At 57.9% G+C, this 17382-nt stretch carries 15 protein-coding genes and 5 tRNA genes; 14 read left to right on the top strand and 6 right to left on the bottom strand.

What is annotated here, in order from left to right:
- The first annotated feature begins 30 nt into the window (after positions 1–30).
- The 8 genes from ACZ5VE_RS06415 (at position 31) to ACZ5VE_RS06450 (ending at position 6706) form a co-directional block, all read left to right on the top strand.
- Positions 31–117 (top strand) — tRNA-Leu (locus tag ACZ5VE_RS06415).
- A 64-nt stretch (positions 118–181) separates the two neighbouring features.
- Positions 182–1495: a trigger factor gene (gene tig, locus ACZ5VE_RS06420; RefSeq protein ID WP_464457183.1), complete on the top strand. Its 1314-nt coding sequence runs from the start codon at positions 182–184 to the stop codon at positions 1493–1495.
- A 131-nt stretch (positions 1496–1626) separates the two neighbouring features.
- Entirely contained in the window at positions 1627–2235 is a 609-nt protein-coding gene (gene clpP / locus ACZ5VE_RS06425) for an ATP-dependent Clp endopeptidase proteolytic subunit ClpP (protein WP_464457184.1), read from the top strand.
- 107 nt (positions 2236–2342) lie between these two features.
- Entirely contained in the window at positions 2343–3608 is a 1266-nt protein-coding gene (gene clpX, locus ACZ5VE_RS06430) for an ATP-dependent Clp protease ATP-binding subunit ClpX (protein WP_464457185.1), read from the top strand.
- Positions 3609–3707: 99 nt separating this feature from the next.
- On the top strand, positions 3708–6131 hold the full coding sequence (lon, locus tag ACZ5VE_RS06435; protein ID WP_464457186.1) for an endopeptidase La: 2424 nt from the start codon (positions 3708–3710) through the stop codon (positions 6129–6131).
- 96 nt (positions 6132–6227) lie between these two features.
- Positions 6228–6303: transfer RNA gene (locus ACZ5VE_RS06440), tRNA-Gly, on the top strand.
- A 172-nt stretch (positions 6304–6475) separates the two neighbouring features.
- Positions 6476–6551 (top strand) — tRNA-Gly (locus ACZ5VE_RS06445).
- Between the two features lie 81 nt (positions 6552–6632).
- A tRNA-Cys gene (locus ACZ5VE_RS06450) sits at positions 6633–6706 on the top strand.
- A gap of 39 nt (positions 6707–6745) precedes the next feature.
- Here ACZ5VE_RS06450 and ACZ5VE_RS06455 read toward each other — a convergent pair.
- Both ACZ5VE_RS06455 and ACZ5VE_RS06460 read right to left on the bottom strand, forming a co-directional pair.
- Positions 6746–7531 carry a hypothetical protein gene (locus ACZ5VE_RS06455; RefSeq protein WP_464457187.1) on the bottom strand — a complete coding sequence of 262 codons (786 nt, stop codon included), beginning with the start codon at positions 7529–7531 and terminating at the stop codon, positions 6746–6748.
- Positions 7528–8061 (bottom strand): hypothetical protein, encoded by a 534-nt coding sequence (locus ACZ5VE_RS06460; RefSeq protein ID WP_464457188.1) that lies wholly within the window; start codon positions 8059–8061, stop codon positions 7528–7530. The genes ACZ5VE_RS06455 and ACZ5VE_RS06460 overlap by 4 nt, the downstream gene beginning before the upstream one ends.
- A 129-nt stretch (positions 8062–8190) precedes the next feature.
- Here ACZ5VE_RS06460 and ACZ5VE_RS06465 point away from each other — a divergent pair, with 129 nt between their 5' ends.
- The 5 genes from ACZ5VE_RS06465 to ACZ5VE_RS06485 all read left to right on the top strand — a co-directional run bounded on the left by ACZ5VE_RS06465 (position 8191) and on the right by ACZ5VE_RS06485 (position 10974).
- Positions 8191–8361 carry a hypothetical protein gene (locus tag ACZ5VE_RS06465; protein WP_464457189.1) on the top strand — a complete coding sequence of 57 codons (171 nt, stop codon included), beginning with the start codon at positions 8191–8193 and terminating at the stop codon, positions 8359–8361.
- 132 nt (positions 8362–8493) lie between these two features.
- Complete coding sequence (locus ACZ5VE_RS06470) at positions 8494–8886, top strand: MAPEG family protein (RefSeq protein WP_464457190.1); 393 nt, start codon at positions 8494–8496, stop codon at positions 8884–8886.
- Positions 8887–8925: 39 nt separating this feature from the next.
- Positions 8926–9017, top strand: a tRNA-Leu gene (locus ACZ5VE_RS06475).
- A 19-nt stretch (positions 9018–9036) separates the two neighbouring features.
- Positions 9037–9663: a DUF6806 family protein gene (locus ACZ5VE_RS06480; RefSeq protein ID WP_464457191.1), complete on the top strand. Its 627-nt coding sequence runs from the start codon at positions 9037–9039 to the stop codon at positions 9661–9663.
- Positions 9664–9672: 9 nt separating this feature from the next.
- A complete protein-coding gene (locus tag ACZ5VE_RS06485; protein ID WP_464457192.1) occupies positions 9673–10974 on the top strand; it encodes an MFS transporter in 1302 nt (433 codons plus the stop codon).
- Here the strand turns inward: ACZ5VE_RS06485 and murI are convergent, their stop codons facing one another.
- From murI to ACZ5VE_RS06500, 3 genes are read right to left on the bottom strand one after another with little or no spacing between them, the layout of a single operon-like run.
- Positions 10975–11826 carry a glutamate racemase gene (murI, locus tag ACZ5VE_RS06490; protein WP_464457193.1) on the bottom strand — a complete coding sequence of 284 codons (852 nt, stop codon included), beginning with the start codon at positions 11824–11826 and terminating at the stop codon, positions 10975–10977. It lies immediately after the preceding gene.
- Positions 11827–11879: 53 nt separating this feature from the next.
- Positions 11880–13433 carry a fumarate hydratase gene (locus ACZ5VE_RS06495; protein ID WP_464457194.1) on the bottom strand — a complete coding sequence of 518 codons (1554 nt, stop codon included), beginning with the start codon at positions 13431–13433 and terminating at the stop codon, positions 11880–11882.
- Between the two features lie 39 nt (positions 13434–13472).
- Complete coding sequence (locus ACZ5VE_RS06500; RefSeq protein WP_464457195.1) at positions 13473–14075, bottom strand: TIGR00645 family protein; 603 nt, start codon at positions 14073–14075, stop codon at positions 13473–13475.
- A 178-nt stretch (positions 14076–14253) separates the two neighbouring features.
- Here ACZ5VE_RS06500 and acs point away from each other — a divergent pair, with 178 nt between their 5' ends.
- On the top strand, positions 14254–16215 hold the full coding sequence (gene acs / locus ACZ5VE_RS06505) for an acetate--CoA ligase (protein WP_464457196.1): 1962 nt from the start codon (positions 14254–14256) through the stop codon (positions 16213–16215).
- A gap of 87 nt (positions 16216–16302) precedes the next feature.
- On the opposite strand, the gene ACZ5VE_RS06510 is transcribed toward acs, so the two are convergent.
- The gene (locus tag ACZ5VE_RS06510) at positions 16303–17286 is read right to left on the bottom strand and encodes a tripartite tricarboxylate transporter substrate binding protein (RefSeq protein ID WP_464457197.1); all 984 of its coding nucleotides are present in this window, start codon (positions 17284–17286) and stop codon (positions 16303–16305) included.
- Positions 17287–17382 lie beyond the last annotated feature (96 nt).

A 17382-nucleotide genomic window follows, 5' to 3' on the forward strand; every position in this document is an offset into this window, starting at 1 on the left:
GCGGGCCTGACGCCCTTTTTGTTTGGACCTGCGCGGGTGGCGAAATTGGTAGACGCACCAGGTTTAGGTCCTGACGGTGGCAACACTGTGCGGGTTCGAGTCCCGCCCCGCGCACCAACCGACTTTTGGCCAAAGGGGCAACCCGGCGGCATGAGAGAAATTCATTTAACCGAGAACGACGATGACAGTGACTGTTGAAACCCTTGAAAAGCTGGAACGCAAGATCACCCTGACTGTGCCCGTGACGGCCATTCAGTCTGAAGTGGATGCACGCCTGAAGAAAATGGCCCGCACGGTCAAGATGGACGGTTTCCGTCCAGGCAAAGTGCCCATGAACGTCGTGGCCCAGCGCTACGGTTACTCGGTTCAGTACGAAGTGTTGAACGACAAAGTGGGTGAAGCCTTCTCGGTGGCCGCCAACGAAGCCCAAGTGCGCGTGGCCGGTCAGCCCCGCATCTCTGAAAAAGAAGGCGCGCCCGAAGGCGAGTTGAACTTTGAAGCCATCTTCGAGGTGTATCCCGAAGTCAAGCTGGGCAACCTGGCCGACACCGAAGTGGAAAAACTGACCGCTGAAGTCTCTGACACCGCCATCGACAAAACCGTCGACATCCTGCGCAAGCAGCGCCGCACTTTCGCCCAGCGCGCCCAAGACGCCGCTGCACAAGACGGCGACCGCGCCACCATCGACTTTGAAGGCAAGATCGACGGTGAAGTGTTCTCCGGCGGCAAAGCCGAAGACTTCCAGTTCATCCTGGGCGACGGCCAGATGCTCAAGGAATTCGAAGACGCTGTGCGCGGCATGAAGTCCGGCGAAAGCAAGACTTTCCCCCTGGCTTTCCCTGCCGACTACCACGGTCAAGACGTTGCCGGCAAAACCGCCGACTTCCTGGTCACTGTCAAGAAAATCGAAGCCGCCAATCTGCCCGAAGTCAACGAAGCACTGGCCAAGTCCTTGGGCATTGCCGACGCGACCGTTGAAGGCCTGCGCGCTGACATCCGCAAAAACCTCGAGCGTGAAGTCAAATTCCGCCTGCTGGCCCGCAACAAGCAAGCCGCCATGGACGCTTTGGTCGCCAAGGCCGAGTTGGACCTGCCCCAGTCCATCGTGCAAAGCGAAATCGAGCGACTGAAAGAAGGCGCCCGTGCCGATCTGAAGCAGCGCGGCATCAAGGACGCTGACAAGGCCCCGATCCCTGACGACATCTTCCGTCCTCAAGCCGAGCAGCGCGTGCGCCTGGGCCTGGTGGTGGCCGAAGTCGTGCGTGGCAACACCCTGCACGCCAAGCCCGAGCAGATCAAGGCCCACATCGAAGAGCTGGCCGCCAGCTACGAGCGTCCGGACGACGTGGTGCGTTGGTACAACAGCGACAACCAGCGTCTGGCCGAAGTCGAAGCCGTGGTCATCGAGAGCAATGTGTCCGATTTCGTGCTGGCCCAGGCCAAAGTGGTCGAAAAAGCCATCACTTTTGAAGAGTTGATGGGTCAACAGGCCTGATCGATCTTTGAATCCTTGAAATCGCTTGAGCATGGGGCTTGTGCCGGGCTTGTAGTCTGGCTCACAAGCCCCATCTCTTTGGTGGGCTTGAAAACCCGGTTAAAGTCATCCATGAAATTTCTGGAGAAAAGATGAGCGCACTGGACATCACAAATTTGGGCATGATCCCCATGGTCGTCGAGCAGTCGGGCCGTGGCGAGCGTTCCTACGACATTTACTCGCGTCTGCTCAAAGAGCGCGTGATCTTTTTGGTGGGTGAGGTCAATGACCACATGGCCAACCTGATCGTGGCCCAGTTGCTGTTTTTGGAGAGCGAAAACCCTGAAAAGGACATTTCGCTGTACATCAACTCCCCCGGTGGCTCGGTGAGCGCGGGCATGGCGATTTACGACACCATGAACTTCATCAAACCCGATGTGTCTACCTTGTGCAACGGCATGGCTGCCAGCATGGGCGCTTTCTTGTTGTCTTCGGGGGCCAAGGGCAAGCGTTTTTCGCTGCCCAACTCCAAGATCATGATTCACCAGCCCTTGGGCGGTGCGCGTGGTCAGGCCACTGAAATCGAGATCGCTGCGCGCGAAATCGTCAAGACCCGCGCGCACCTGAACCGAATCCTGTCCGAGAACACAGGCCAGCCGCTGGAGAAGGTCGAACTCGACACCGAGCGCGACTATTACCTGTCTGCGACCGAAGCCAAAGACTACGGTTTGGTGGACGAAGTCATTTCCAAACGCGCTTGATGGCGGCCGGTTCGTCCGGCACCCTGGCAACGGCGTTGACCTCCAAAGGGTGAACGCCGTTTTTCTTTCGTTATCATTGACGAATTCCGGATACCAAGGCAACTTTTATGGCCGATAAAAAAGGCTCAACTACTGAGAAAAACCTGTTCTGCTCCTTTTGCGGCAAAAGCCAGCACGAGGTCAAAAAGCTGATCGCAGGTCCGTCGGTGTTCATTTGTGACGAGTGCATTGACTTGTGCAATGACATCGTGCGCGATGAACTCGCCACCACCACCGTGGCCGAAGGCAGCAAAGAGGGCTTGCCCACACCGCTCGACATCAAGACCAACCTCGACAACTACGTGATTGGCCAGGAGAGAGCCAAGCGCAGTCTGGCGGTGGCGGTGTACAACCATTACAAACGCCTCAAGCACAAAGAGAGCGCCAAGAAAGACGACGTCGAGCTGGCCAAGAGCAACATCTTGCTGATCGGCCCCACGGGCTCTGGCAAAACCCTGCTGGCCCAGACCATGGCCCGCATGCTGGACGTGCCTTTTGTCATGGCCGACGCCACCACCCTGACCGAAGCCGGTTATGTGGGTGAAGACGTCGAGAACATCGTGGCCAAGCTCTTGCAGACCTGCAACTACGATGTGGAGCGTGCCCAGCGCGGCATCGTCTACATCGACGAAATCGACAAGATCACCCGCAAGTCCGACAACCCCTCCATCACCCGCGATGTGTCGGGCGAGGGCGTGCAGCAGGCCTTGCTCAAGCTGGTCGAAGGCACCATGGCCAGCGTGCCACCACAAGGCGGGCGCAAGCACCCCAACCAAGACTTTTTGCAGATCGACACGACCAACATCCTGTTCATTTGCGGTGGCGCGTTTGCCGGGCTCGAAAAAGTGATCGAAAACCGCACCGAATCCGGTGGCATCGGTTTTGGCGCCACGGTCAAGAGCAAGAAGCAGCGTTCGCTCACGGACGTGTTCAACGAAGTCGAACCTGAAGACCTGATCAAATTTGGTCTGATTCCTGAGCTGGTCGGTCGTTTGCCGGTGATTGCCACCTTGGCAGAATTGACCGAAGAAGCTTTGGTGCAAATCCTCACAGAGCCCAAAAATGCTGTTGTGAAGCAATTCACCAAATTGTTGGGCATGGAAGGTGTTGAGCTTGAAGTGCGCCCCAACGCTTTAACCGCCATGGCCCGCAAGGCCTTGGCCCGCAAGACCGGTGCACGTGGTCTGCGCTCCATCATGGAGCAGGCCTTGATCGATACGATGTTTGAATTGCCCAATGCGGTGAATGTTGAAAAAGTGGTGGTGGACGAGTCCGTCATCGACGACAACAAGCCACCGCTGCTGGTTTACCGCGAGTCGGCCAAGCAGGCCTGACCCACATGCGCGGCACCTCGGTCATACCCTTTTGCTTGAATGGGTTGAAATCCGGGTTGCAGCACCCATGTGCAGCTGAATTGACCTGAGGGACACACCATGTCTGGACACACACCTTTGCCGCCCACCCTGATCGAACTGCCCATGTTGCCGCTGCGCGATGTGGTCGTTTTCCCTCACATGGTGATCCCTTTGTTTGTGGGGCGTCCCAAGAGCATCAAGGCACTGGAATCGGCCATGGCCGCCGAGCGCCGCATCATGCTGGTGGCTCAAAAAACCGCAGCCAAAGACGAGCCTGCCATCGACGACATGTTCGATGTGGGTTGCGTGTCGACCATTTTGCAAATGCTCAAGCTGCCCGATGGCACCGTCAAGGTGCTGGTCGAAGGCCAGCAACGTGCGCAGGTCTTGTCCATTGTGGATGGCGAGGCCCACTTCGTGGCCGCAGTCACCCCGGTTGACCCATCAGCCGAGCAGGCAGAACCCAGCAGCGAAATTGAAGCGCTGCGCCGTGCCGTTATGCAGCAGTTTGACCAGTACGTCAAACTCAACAAAAAGATTCCGCCCGAGATCCTCACCTCGATTTCCAGCATCGACGATGCCGGTCGCCTGGCCGACACCATTGCGGCCCATTTGCCTCTCAAGTTGGAAAACAAGCAGCAGGTGCTGGATTTGGCCAGCATCAAGGCACGTCTGGAAAACCTGTTTGCCCAGCTCGAGCACGAAGTCGACATCCTGAATGTGGACAAGCGCATCCGGGGCCGCGTCAAGCGCCAGATGGAAAAGAACCAACGCGACTTTTACTTGAACGAACAGGTCAAAGCCATCCAGAAAGAACTGGGTGAAGGCGAAGAGGGCGCGGACATCGAAGAGATCGAGAAGAAGATCAAGACCGCCAAGATGTCGGCTGAAGCCCGTAAAAAGGCCGAGGGCGAGCTGAAAAAGCTCAAACTCATGTCGCCCATGTCGGCCGAAGCTTCGGTGGTGCGCAACTACCTTGAAGTGCTGACCGGTTTGCCCTGGAGCAAAAAAACCAAACTCAAGCACGATCTGGCCAATGCCGAAGACGTGTTGAACCAAGACCACTTCGGTCTCGATAAAGTCAAAGACCGCATTCTGGAATATCTTGCTGTGCAGCAACGCGTGGACAAGGTCAAGGCACCCATCCTGTGTCTGGTCGGACCACCCGGCGTGGGCAAGACCTCGCTGGGCCAATCGATTGCCAAAGCCACAGGCCGCAAATACGTGCGCATGGCCTTGGGTGGCATGCGGGATGAGGCCGAAATTCGCGGTCATCGTCGCACCTACATCGGTGCCTTGCCCGGCAAAGTGCTGCAAAACCTGAACAAGGTGGGCACCAAGAATCCGCTGTTCCTGCTCGATGAAATCGACAAGCTGGGCACGGATTTCCGGGGTGATCCTTCGAGCGCCTTGCTGGAAGTGCTCGACCCTGAGCAAAACCACACCTTTGGTGACCACTACGTTGAGGTCGACTTCGACCTGAGCGATGTGATGTTCGTGGCCACATCCAACTCGATGAACATCCCCTCGGCCTTGCTTGACCGGATGGAAGTCATCCGTCTGTCGGGTTACACCGAAGACGAAAAAACCAGCATCGCGATGAAGTATTTGCTGCCCAAGCAAATGACCAACAACGGCGTCAAGGCATCCGAGTTGAACGTGACCGAAGAGGCCGTTCGCGACATGGTGCGTTACTACACCCGCGAGGCCGGTGTGCGTTCGCTCGAGCGTGAACTGGGCAAGATCTGCCGCAAAGTCGTCAAGGCCTTGTTGCTCAAGCAGATGACACCCCAGGTGGTGGTGAACGCCGACAACCTGAACGACTTTTTGGGCGTGCGCAAGTACACCTATGGCCGTGCGGAGCAAAAGAACCAGATTGGCCAAGTGGTGGGTCTGGCCTGGACCGAGGTGGGCGGCGATTTGCTGACCATTGAAGCGGCTCTGATGCCCGGTAAAGGCGTCATCACCCGCACAGGTTCGCTCGGCGATGTGATGAAGGAGTCGGTCGAAGCAGCGCGCACCGTGGTGCGCAGCCGATCGCGCTTGTTGGGTATCAAGGATGAGGTCTTTGAAAAGAAAGACCTGCACATCCACGTGCCCGATGGCGCAACGCCCAAAGACGGTCCGAGTGCGGGTGCTGCCATGACCACGGCCATGGTGTCGGCCATGACCGGCATTCCCGTGCGTGCAGATGTCGCCATGACTGGTGAAATCACGCTGCGCGGGGAAGTGACGGCCATTGGCGGCTTGAAAGAAAAGCTGCTGGCGGCTTTGCGCGGGGGCATCAAGACCGTGCTGATCCCTGAAGACAACGTCAAAGACCTCCAAGACATTCCTGAGAATGTCAAAAATGGTTTGGAGATCGTGCCGGTCAAGTGGATTGATCAAGTGCTGGACATTGCGCTTGAAGCCAAGCCCGTGCCTTTGAGCGACGAAGAGGTGGCAGCCGCTGCTGTAACGGCCGTGGCTTCAACAGCGACACCACCTGCTGTGAAACATTGATGCAATTTTTTCGGGGCATCTCAAAATGCCCCGAAATTTGCATTACAATTCATTTATTGCAGCGAACAAAGCATACAATGCCAAGTTCACTGAAATGCGGGAATAGCTCAGTTGGTAGAGCGCAACCTTGCCAAGGTTGAGGTCGCGAGTTCGAGCCTCGTTTCCCGCTCCAAACATTGAAAGAAGTGCCAACATCTTTCAGCAAAAAGGGAAGCAGCAGCTTCCCTTTTTTGTTTTTGGAATCTGAAATTCAGATGCCAATTTGCGATCCGCCAAGAATGTTTTTTTGATTCGGATGATCGTGAAAAGCGCATTTTCTCGTTGTATAATTCGAAGCTCAGAATGCGGGAATAGCTCAGTTGGTAGAGCGCAACCTTGCCAAGGTTGAGGTCGCGAGTTCGAGCCTCGTTTCCCGCTCCAAACATGGAAAGAAGTGCCAACATCTTTCAGCAAAAATGGGAAGCACCAGCTTCCCATTTTTGTCACCGTGATTTTGATTCTGGCGCGATAGCAAAGCGGTTATGCAACGGATTGCAAATCCGTCTAGCCCAGTTCGACTCTGGGTCGCGCCTCCAAACTAAAAGCCGCTACTGCTTCATGCCGTAGCGGCTTTTTTACCATGTTGCCCCTGCGCAATACAAAACGGCAGGGAAGGTGGCGATCCATGCCCAAAAGAACCGGTTGAGACCGAAAAACAAGAACACCAAAAAATGGAAAAGCGCTGCCACGGCGCAAAACAAGCATGCCAGCCTGACATCCAGCAAGGCGAGTGGAAAGCACCCTTCCCAAAGCGTGAATGACCAAGAACATGCCCTTGCCACGATCGGGTGTCTGAAAATACTCTGGGCAGGCAATGGGCCATAAATGCCCGTGTCCAGAAAGAGCGTCATGGCGCGTCCCGATCGCCATTCAGGGCGCAACAACTTGACCCAGCCGGACACGAAATACGAGGTGATCGTTTGCAGGCTGATGTACCAAAAACCTGCACGCCAACCCAGAGTGCTGTCCGTCAGTGCGCCGACTGTGTATGCCAATAGCAAGCCAGTGATGGCGACCAGCGTCATGAAGTCGCTGCCACCGTTGAAGGCGCCTCGCCAGCGCAACAGCAAAAGCAGTGCGATTAAAAACAGCAGCACTGCACCGCTCAATCCCATGTGTCCGAGCATCAGCGCCATGGTCAGTGCCAAGCGCACCAAGAGCAGGGCGGTGTAAGGCTTGGGTTGGAACAGTCGGTCAAGCAAACGCCTGATCCAGGCCGGTCGAGGGGGAATCTCCTGATTGAGAATGGGCCAGACAGCGATCTGGTCCAGCGATTGCACACGCAGGTATTCCAGCGTTTGCACCATCAGGCTCCAGCCCAACAGGATCTCGAACATGCGGATGGAAAGAGACAAGCTCATGTGGGCAGCTCCGGCGAGCGCAGCATGAGTTGGCTGCTTTGGCTGCCGGGCAATTCCATGCGCAGCTCAAACTGAAAGGCGCAAAGACCGGGTACCGGCGCTTGGGCCATCATCGGGTGCTCGCCCCATTGACCGCCTGCAAGGGCTTGCCGGGCCAGTTGGCTGACCAATTGGTAAGTGACCTTTTGCCGAATGTCCGCACCGTCAGGCAAATCATGGATGTCGTTGGCCAAGTGGTCGACGAGATTTTGGTGTGTCAGTGCAAGATTGACCGCCGGATTGTGAACCAGATGGTGCCATTGAAGGGGCAGTCTCGGATAGATCAGGCACCAGTCAGACCAGCTTTGGTCCTTGGCCTGGCCGCGTGCATAGAGGCGTGGCATGTGCTGGATACCGTGGTAGAACTTCCAGTTGGGAAAAAATGCCCGAAAGAAAAACAGCCAAGGCCCCTCAATCGTGCCCCAGCGCGTGCGCAAGGAGACAGCCAGCAAAGCGAAATAGGCCACGATCAACGCGGTGGTGAAGTCCATGCGCTCAGTTTATCGCCAGTTGAAATGTGCCCAAACGGCGTGTCGGTGTCCGTTTGCAAGGTGTCGGTGCTGAAAATGCGCCATTCTTGTGGCTTAATAACGCTTTGCATTTTTTATCTGGAGCCACCCATGGGCAACAAAATCGTTACCGAAGCCGATCGTAAATTCACAGCACCTCTGCCTGCATTGCCCGGCGTGTCCTTGCGCACCCATGGCCGTGGCCAGCGCGTGAGCCTGGAGCGTGGTGTGGCCACGCGCAGCAAGAAAAACCCAGGCAAGCGCTCGAAAAAGGGCGGTTGATTGCGTCTGGGACCGGTTCACGCCGATCCTTGACTGACGCAAGCCACTGATTTTTCAGTGGCTTTTTTGTTGGTCCGCGCAAAACGTGGCGTTGATCGAGGCAATTCGGTCAAATTCAAATAGGAGACAGTGATGGTGATTTCTTACGCATCTGTTTTGGTGGCCGGTTTGATGCCGATGGTTTGTGCGGGCATTGCCAAGGCGGGGGCCAAAGGCTACAACAACCATGAGCCCAGGGCTTGGTTGGCACAGCAAACAGGCTTCAGGGCCAGGGCCAACGCTGCACAAGCCAATTGTTTTGAGGCCTTCCCCTTCTTTGCTGTTGGCGTGGTGCTGGCACTGCTGACAGGCGTTGATCCATGGGTGGTGGACATGTTGGCCGTGCTGTTCGTTGCGGCGCGGATCGCTTATGTCGCGTGTTACCTGGCTGACAAGGCTTTGTTTCGGTCTGTTTTTTGGGCTGTGGGCTATTTCAGTGTGATCGCTTTTTATGTATTGGCCATGCAGAACTTGCAGATGAATTGAGTCTGGAAATCGGCTTTATCAAGGCACAATACAAGCTTGGCCCCGGTGGTGAAACTGGTAGACACACCGGACTTAAAATCCGTTGCTTCCTGAAAAGGGGCGTGCCGGTTCGATTCCGGCTCGGGGCACCATCGATACTGAAGCACCATCATGAAAAACGACAACGCACCGCTTGAAATTCATGTGCATGGTGATGTGCCGATCAAACCCGGCACCGACATCAAGGCGATCCAGGAAGCGCTCAAGCCGCTTTGGCATTACGCTGGCGCCCGCACACTGAGCGAAGGCTCGCCCAGTCTCTACGAAGAAGAGCCCGGCATCCGCTTTGACCTCCACGCGCTTCGGCTGCAACTGTGTTGGACGGTCCGAGGTGACGACGACTTTCGCATGGTCATGGAAGACCTTTGCATGAACCTCAACGAATTGTCGGCAGCAGGCACCCAGATTGAGGTGACGTTTTACGACACCGAATTTGACGATGAAGACGAAGCCAGCGGCGCGGAGTCGCGCGATGATTTTGTGATGTTGTTCGTGGGGCCTGACCCCGCCGCGATCATGCAAGCTCAGCGAGACTTGCTCATTCACGATGTTGTCAACATGATGGAGCGTCATTTTGATGGCTCCGAGTTGTCGGGCGTGGTGGCTGAAATCGACAAGCTGTTCAGCCAGCGGTTTGACAACCTGGTGAGTTCGCTGGAGCTGGGCAAGCCACCGCGTGGTTCGGGTGGCAACAGCAGCGGTCACGGTGGTGGTCGCCGCCCACGTCACCTTCACTGAAAGATTTTTATGGCAACCATGTTCTCACGCGAAGCGCTCAACCCCAGCGTTCGCATGCGCGAGGTTTTTGGTTGGGCCATGTACGATTTTGCCAACTCGGGCTACACCACGGTGGTCATCACGGCCGTGTTCGCGGCCTATTTCGTGGGCGGGGTCGCTGACGGGGCACCTTGGGCCACATTGGCGTGGACATCTGGCCTCAGCCTGTCTTATTTGATCGTCATGCTCACCATGCCTGGGCTGGGGGCTTGGGCGGACCGTGTGGCAGGCAAACGGCGTTTGCTCATGTGGATCACGGCTGGCTGCGTGGTCAGTACGGCGGCCTTGGCCATGGTGGGGCCGGGGCAGGTGGCTTTGGGCTTGCTGATTTTGGTGATCTCCAACACCTTCTTTTCTTATGGCGAGTCTTTGACCGCCTCCTTCTTGCCTGAGCTGGCCAAACCGCAAGCCATGGGCCGCGTCAGTGGCTGGGGGTGGGCGTTGGGCTATGTGGGCGGCATGCTCACACTGGGTGTGTGCCTGGCCTATGTGTTGGCGGCACAGGCGCGTGGCGAGTCGGGCAGTCAATTCGTGCCGGTGACGATGCTGATCACCGCCTTGGTTTATGGCCTTGCCGCCTGCGTGACTTTTGCCTTGATGCGGGAACACGCACAGCCCCAACCGGATGCGCCTGTCGTGGGCATGCTGAAAAGCTTGCAAGGCTTGGCGAAAACATTCCGCGATGCGCGCCCCTACAAGGATTTCATCCGGCTGATGGGCTGCGCGGTGGCTTACCAAGGCGGGGTGGCCGTGGCGATTTCATTGGCAGCCATTTATGCCGAACAGGTCATCGGTTTTCAGCCGCAGGAAACCATGGTCCTGATTTTTGTGCTGAACATCGCGGCCTTTGTGGGTGCTTTTGTTTTTGGGTACGCGCAAGACCGCATTGGCCACAAGCTGGCTTTGTCTTTGACTTTGCTGGGCTGGATTTTGACGTGCGTGATCGCTGCCTTGTCGAGCACCAAGGAGGTGTTCTGGTGGGCTGCGGCCATTGCCGGGGTTTGCATGGGTTCGAGTCAGTCATCGGGCCGAGCCATGGCGGGCTTGATGATTCCGCCTGCACGCTTGGGTGAATTTTTTGGCCTGTGGACTTTTGCAATCCGGTTGGCCAGCATTTTGGGGCCTTTGAGCTATGGCCTCATCACTTGGCTGAGTGGTGGCAATCAGCGCATCGCGATCGGCTCGACCTCATTGCTGTTTGTGTTGGGTCTGGTCTTGCTCATGCCTGTCAATGTGGAACGCGGGCACCGCATGGCACAGGGGCCGAACTGATTAAACGGCACTGTCTGCCCGATGGCAGGCAGCAGGCGGCAGGCCCAGCCAGCGCTGTGCTGCGGCCTGAAGGCTGGCCAAGTCACCATTCGTCAGCAAACGGGTGCGAGCCGCTAAGCTGTGGGGCCCGGGGCCGCTTCGCAGCAGCGCTGCGGTTTCCAGCAATCGACGTGTTTGTCTGGCGACGGGCTCGCCGGTGGAGACCAAATGGATTTGCGGGCCGAGCAATGTGCGCAGTGCTCTCTCGGCAAACACATAGTGGGTGCAGCCCAAAACCAGCGTGTCCATCTGACCTGGGGCTTGGCCGAATTCACCCATCTCGTGGGTGTAGTTTTGCAGCAATTCAGCGATGCGTTCGTTCGCTTGGGCACTGACCGATAGATTGGTGCTTTGCTCAATGGCCAGCGCCAGCCCGTTGCATGGCTGAATGGTGAAGTGGGCCTGGTCTTTGAGGCTGTCCAACAGGCGGTGAAACTTGTCGCTGCCAAGCGTGCCCCGCGTTCCGATGACGCCAATGTGCCCGGTTTGGCTGATCTTCAACGCAGGCTTCAGTGCAGGCTCAACACCAATGAGGATCAGGTGCGGGTGTTGTGCGCGCAGCTCATGAATGGCTGCTGCCGTTGCCGTATTGCAAGCCACGACCAGGGCTTTGATGTGGTGCTCGTGGATCAGGTGCTCTGCAATTGCCAGACTGCGCTGGCGCACGAAGAGGTCGCTTTTTTCGCCGTAAGGCGCATGGCCGCTGTCTGCCCAATAGACAAAATGCTCGGCGGGCAAAAGCGCTTGCAGTGACTGCAAGACGCTCAGGCCGCCAATGCCACTGTCAAAAACGCCGATGGGTGATTCAGTCATGAAGCAGGTGAGGGCGGTGGTGACGTTTCCATGCAGCCACCGCCGCATCACTTTCAGGCAGCCGTCACGCCAATGCCTTTGAACTCGCCGGTGGCGATGCGTTTTTGCCATTCGGCAGGGCCGGTGATGTGGGCGCTGGTGCCGCCCGCGTCCACAGCCACTGTCACGGGCATGTCCACCACGTCGAATTCGTAAATGGCTTCCATGCCCATGTCGGCAAAGCCCACAACCTGGGCGTGCTTGATGGCTTTGGACACCAGGTAAGCCGCGCCGCCCACGGCCATCAGGTAAGCCGACTTGTGCTTCTTGATGGCTTCGATAGCGACCGGGCCACGCTCGGCTTTGCCGATCATGGCGATCAGGCCAGTCTGGGCCAGCATCATTTCGGTGAAACCGTCCATGCGGGTGGCGGTGGTCGGGCCTGCGGGGCCGACGGCCTCGTCGCCCACGGGGTCGACCGGGCCGACGTAATAGATCACGCGGTTGGTGAAGTCCACGGGCAGTTTTTCGCCCTTGGCCAACATGTCCTGGATGCGCTTGTGTGCGGCGTCACGGCCCGTGAGCATCTTGCCGTTGAGCAGCAGGGTCTGGCCGGGCTTCCAAGCCGCGACCTGCTCGGGCGTCAGGCTGTTCAGGTCCACACGCTGGCTTTTCTCGGTGTCGGCGGTCCAGCCCACGTTGGGCCAGAGGTCGAGCGAAGGCGCTTCGAGGTAAGTGGGGCCGGAGCCGTCGAGCACGAAGTGCGCGTGGCGGGTGGCCGCGCAGTTGGGGATCATGGCCACGGGCTTGGAGGCCGCGTGCGTGGGGTACATCTTGATCTTGACGTCCAGCACCGTAGTCAAGCCGCCCAGGCCCTGTGCGCCAATGCCCAAAGCGTTGACCTTGTGGTACAGCTCCAGGCGCATTTCTTCGACTTGGTCGAGCTTTTCGCCCTTGCTCGATTTTTCGAGCAGCTGGTACATGTCCAGGTCGTCCATCAGGCTTTCCTTGGCCAGAAGCACCGCTTTTTCGGCGGTGCCGCCAATGCCGATGCCCAGCATGCCGGGCGGGCACCAGCCTGCGCCCATGGTGGGCACGGTTTTGAGCACCCAGTCCACGATGCTGTCACCGGGGTTGAGCATGATCATCTTGGACTTGTTTTCGCTGCCGCCGCCTTTGGCCGCCACGGTCACATGCACATGGTGGCCGGGCACGATCTTGGTGAAGATCACGGCAGGCGTGTTGTCTTTGGTGTTCTTGCGGTTGAAGTGCGGGTCTGACACGACAGACGCACGCAGCATGTTGTCTGATTGGTTGTAGCCCCGGCGCACCCCTTCGTTCACCGCGTCTTCCAGGCTGCCTGTGAAGCCGTCGAACTTCACATCCATGCCGACTTCGAGGAACACGTTGACGATGCCGGTGTCCTGGCAAATCGGGCGGTGACCGATGGCGCTCATTTTGCTGTTGGTCAGGATCTGCGCGATCGCGTCTTTGGCCGCCGGGCTTTGTTCACGCGCATAGGCGCTGGCCAGGTGCGAGATGAAGTCAGCAGGGTGGTAGTAGCTGATGTATTGCAGCGCAGCGGCAACGGATTCGATCAGATCGTCTTGTTTGATCAGGGTGGTCATGGTGTGTGAGTCCAGTGAAGAGTCAAAAAATAAAGAGGTTCAGTGGCCAGCTTTGTCGTGGTGCGACATCAATCGGTCGGCATAGGCAATGGCGATCGCGCTGAGCAAAAAGGCGATGTGGATCAGGGTTTGCCACATCAGCACCTTTTCGTCGTAGTTGGCGGCGTTGATGAAGGTTTTGAGCAGGTGAATCGAGCTGATGCCGATGATGGCCGTGCCCAGCTTGACCTTGAGCACCGAGGCATTCACATGGTCCAGCCATTCGGGCTGATCAGGGTGGCCTTCGAGGTTCAGGCGCGAGACAAAAGTTTCGTAGCCACCGACGATGACCATGATCAGCAGGTTGGAGATCATGACCACGTCGATCAGGCCCAGCACGACCAGCATGATCACGGTTTCATTGAGCGTGGTGATGGGGGCTGTGGTCTTGTAACCAATGCCATTGATCAGCGCTTGCAGTGCGGTTTGGCTGCCAAAAGCGGCTTCGAGCAAATGCACCAATTCCACCCAAAAGTGGAACACATAGACGGCTTGTGCGGCGATCAGACCCAGATACAGGGGCAATTGCAGCCAACGGCTGGCAAAGATGAAACTGTTCAAGGAGCTCAAAGAGCTTTTCGGGGCGGGCTTGTTGGAAGACATGGATTTCCTGAAATTTCTGGGAAGTCAGTGACCTCGGGCAAACCCGGATTTTAGGCGGTAGAACGCCGATTCCAGCCCAAGTCCATGCAAGTCTGATGTCAGTCAGTGCTTTGTAAGAGCGAAAGCAGACATTTGCATCAGTTTCAAAAAACGCCATGTCATTGAGGAGACAAATCTGATGAGTTCCACCATTTACCAACCCAGCGCTGACTTCGTCAAAAACGCCAACGTCTCCGGCATGGCCGCCTACCAGGCGCTGTGCAAAGAAGCCGAAACAGACTACCAAGGCTTTTGGGGCCGTCTGGCCAAAGAACTGATCACCTGGAAGACACCTTTCACCAAGGTGCTCGACGAGTCCAATGCCCCTTTCTTCAAGTGGTTTGAAGACGGCACGCTCAACGTGTCCTACAACTGCCTGGACCGCAACATCGAAAAAGGCTTGGGCGACAAGACCGCCATCATCTTTGAAGCTGACGGCGGCGAAGTGACCAAGGTCACTTACAGCCAGCTGCTGGCCAAGACCTGCCAATACGCCAACGCGCTCAAGTCCCTGGGCATCAAAAAAGGTGACCGTGTGGTCATCTACATCTCCATGTCCATCGACGGCGTGGCCGCCATGCAAGCCTGCGCCCGCATTGGCGCGACCCACTCGGTGGTGTTTGGCGGCTTTTCGGCCCAGTCGCTGCGTGACCGCATCGAAGACACTGGCGCTGTGGCCGTGATCACCGCCGACCACCAAGTGCGTGGCGGCAAGCAGTTGCCCCTCAAATCCATCGTGGACGAAGCGCTGGCCTTGGGCGGTTGCGGCTCCATCAAAAACGTGCTGGTTGTCAAGCGCTCGGGCGCCGACATCGCCATGACCGCAGGCCGCGACCTGTGGATGGCCGACGTCGCCGACCAGCAGCCCACCACCTGCGAGCCAGAGTGGGTGAGCGCAGAGCACCCCTTGTTCCTGCTCTACACCTCGGGCTCGACGGGCAAACCCAAAGGCGTGCAGCACAGCACCGGCGGCTACCTGTTGCATGCGGCGCTGACCACCAAGTGGACTTTTGACCTGAAGGCTGACGACGTGTTCTGGTGCACCGCCGACATCGGCTGGGTCACCGGCCACACCTACATCACCTATGGCCCCTTGGCTCTGGGCGGCACCGAAATCGTGTTCGAAGGCGTGCCCACTTACCCCGACGCCGGCCGCTTCTGGAAGATGATCCAGGACCACAAAGTCTCGATCTTCTACACCGCCCCCACCGCGATCCGTTCGCTCATCAAGGCCGCTGAAGCCAACGATGCCGTGCACCCCAAGAGCTACAACCTGAGCAGCTTGCGTCTGCTGGGCTCGGTCGGCGAGCCGATCAACCCCGCCGCCTGGGAGTGGTATTACCAGCATGTGGGCGGCAGCCGTTGCCCCATTGTGGACACCTTCTGGCAAACCGAAACCGGTGGCCACATGATCACCCCGCTGCCGGGCGTGACGCCCATGGTGCCAGGCTCTTGCACACTGCCGTTCCCCGGCATCCAGGCCGCCATCGTGAGCGAAACCGGCGAAGACATGCCCAATGGCCAAGGCGGCATTTTGGTGGTCAAGCGCCCATGGCCATCCATGATCCGCAACATCTGGGGCGACCCTGAGCGCTTCAAGAAGAGCTACTACCCCGATGACTTCAAGGGCAAGTACTACCTGGCAGGCGACGGCGCGATCCGTGACGCGGAAACCGGTTACTTCACCATCACCGGGCGCATCGACGACGTGCTGAACGTCTCTGGTCACCGCATGGGCACGATGGAAATCGAATCGGCCCTGGTCAGCTGCACCGAGTTGGTGGCCGAAGCCGCTGTGGTGGGCCGTCCTGACGACACCACCGGTGAGGCGATTTGCGCCTTCGTGGTGCTCAAGCGCTCGTTGCCCAACGGCGACGAAGGCAAGGCGATTGCCAAGCAATTGCGTGACCACATCGCCAAGGAAATCGGCCCGATCGCCAAGCCCAAGGACATCCGTTTTGGCGAGAACCTGCCCAAGACCCGTTCCGGCAAGATCATGCGCCGCCTGCTGCGTTCGTTGGCCAAAGGCGAAGAGATCACGCAAGACATCTCTACCTTGGAGAACCCTGGCATTCTGAGCCAGTTGGGTCAGGCTTACTGATCCGCTGATGCAGCAAGAAAAAACGGCAGCCTAGGCTGCCGTTTTTTGTTTTGTCGCTGGTTTTTACCTCGACAAGAGGATGCGTTCTCAGGACTTGATGCCCAAGCCCAGCTTCTCAATCAGCCGCTTTTCTTTCACATAGCTGGCCAGAATGAACTGGGTGTAAGCCTCACTGTCCATGTAGATCACGGGTTGGTCGTACTTCTCGAAGGCGGCGAGCACGGCCGGGTCGCTGAGTGTTTTCTTGAAGCCATCTTGCAGCTTGCGCACCACCTTGGGGTCCATGCCCTTGGGGCCAGCAATGCCGAAGGGTGAATCGGACACGGTGTCATAACCCAGCTCGTTGAGGGTCGGCACGGTGGGCCAGCGTTTGGTGCGTTTGCTGCCGTAAGTGGCCAACAGGCGCATGGTGCCCGCCTCGACGTGGGGGCCCCAGCCTGTGGCGTCGCTGTGTGCGTCGATGTGGCCGCCCAGCAGCGCTTGCAAGCCGTCCGAGCTGCCTTTGAACGGCACATGGGTGAGCTGGATGCCCGCCTTGTTGGCGAATTCCTCGATTGCCAGGTGCGGCGTGGTGCCGTTGCCTGTGGAGCCGTAGTTGAACTTGCCGGGGTTGGCTTTGGCGTAATTGACCAGGTCTTTGATGGTTTTGAAGGGCGAGTCGGCCTTGACCACGATGCCGAAGGTGTAGCCCGTCAAACAAGCGATGTAGGTGAAGTCCTTGAGTGGGTCGAACTGCATTTTTTGCATGTGCGGCAAGCGCGCCACGCCAATCGTGACTTGCGACAGTGTGTAGCCGTCCGGCGCAGCCTTGACCAGTTCATTGGGGCCCAGCATGCCGCTGGCACCGGGCTTGTTGTCAATGACCACTTGTTGGCCCAGCACTTTGGTGGCGCCTTCGGCCAGGGCTCGCATCACAATGTCGCTGGAGCCACCTGCAGGCCAGGGGCAGATCAATTTCAAGGGGCGTGTCGGAAAGGCCTGTGCCTGGGCCACCGTGGGCAGGGCCAAGGTGGCTGCTGCGGCAATGCCGCTTTGGACAAATTGGCGGCGCGTGCTGTCGTTGAATTTCACAAATCTCTCCTGGTCGAATGTTGGCTTCAACGCACAGTATGGGCGCAGACCCCTGAGAACCCACATCGGGAATTCCCGCAAGGGGTCGCGCGGGCG

It is taken from the genome of Limnohabitans sp. INBF003 (assembly GCF_055396645.1).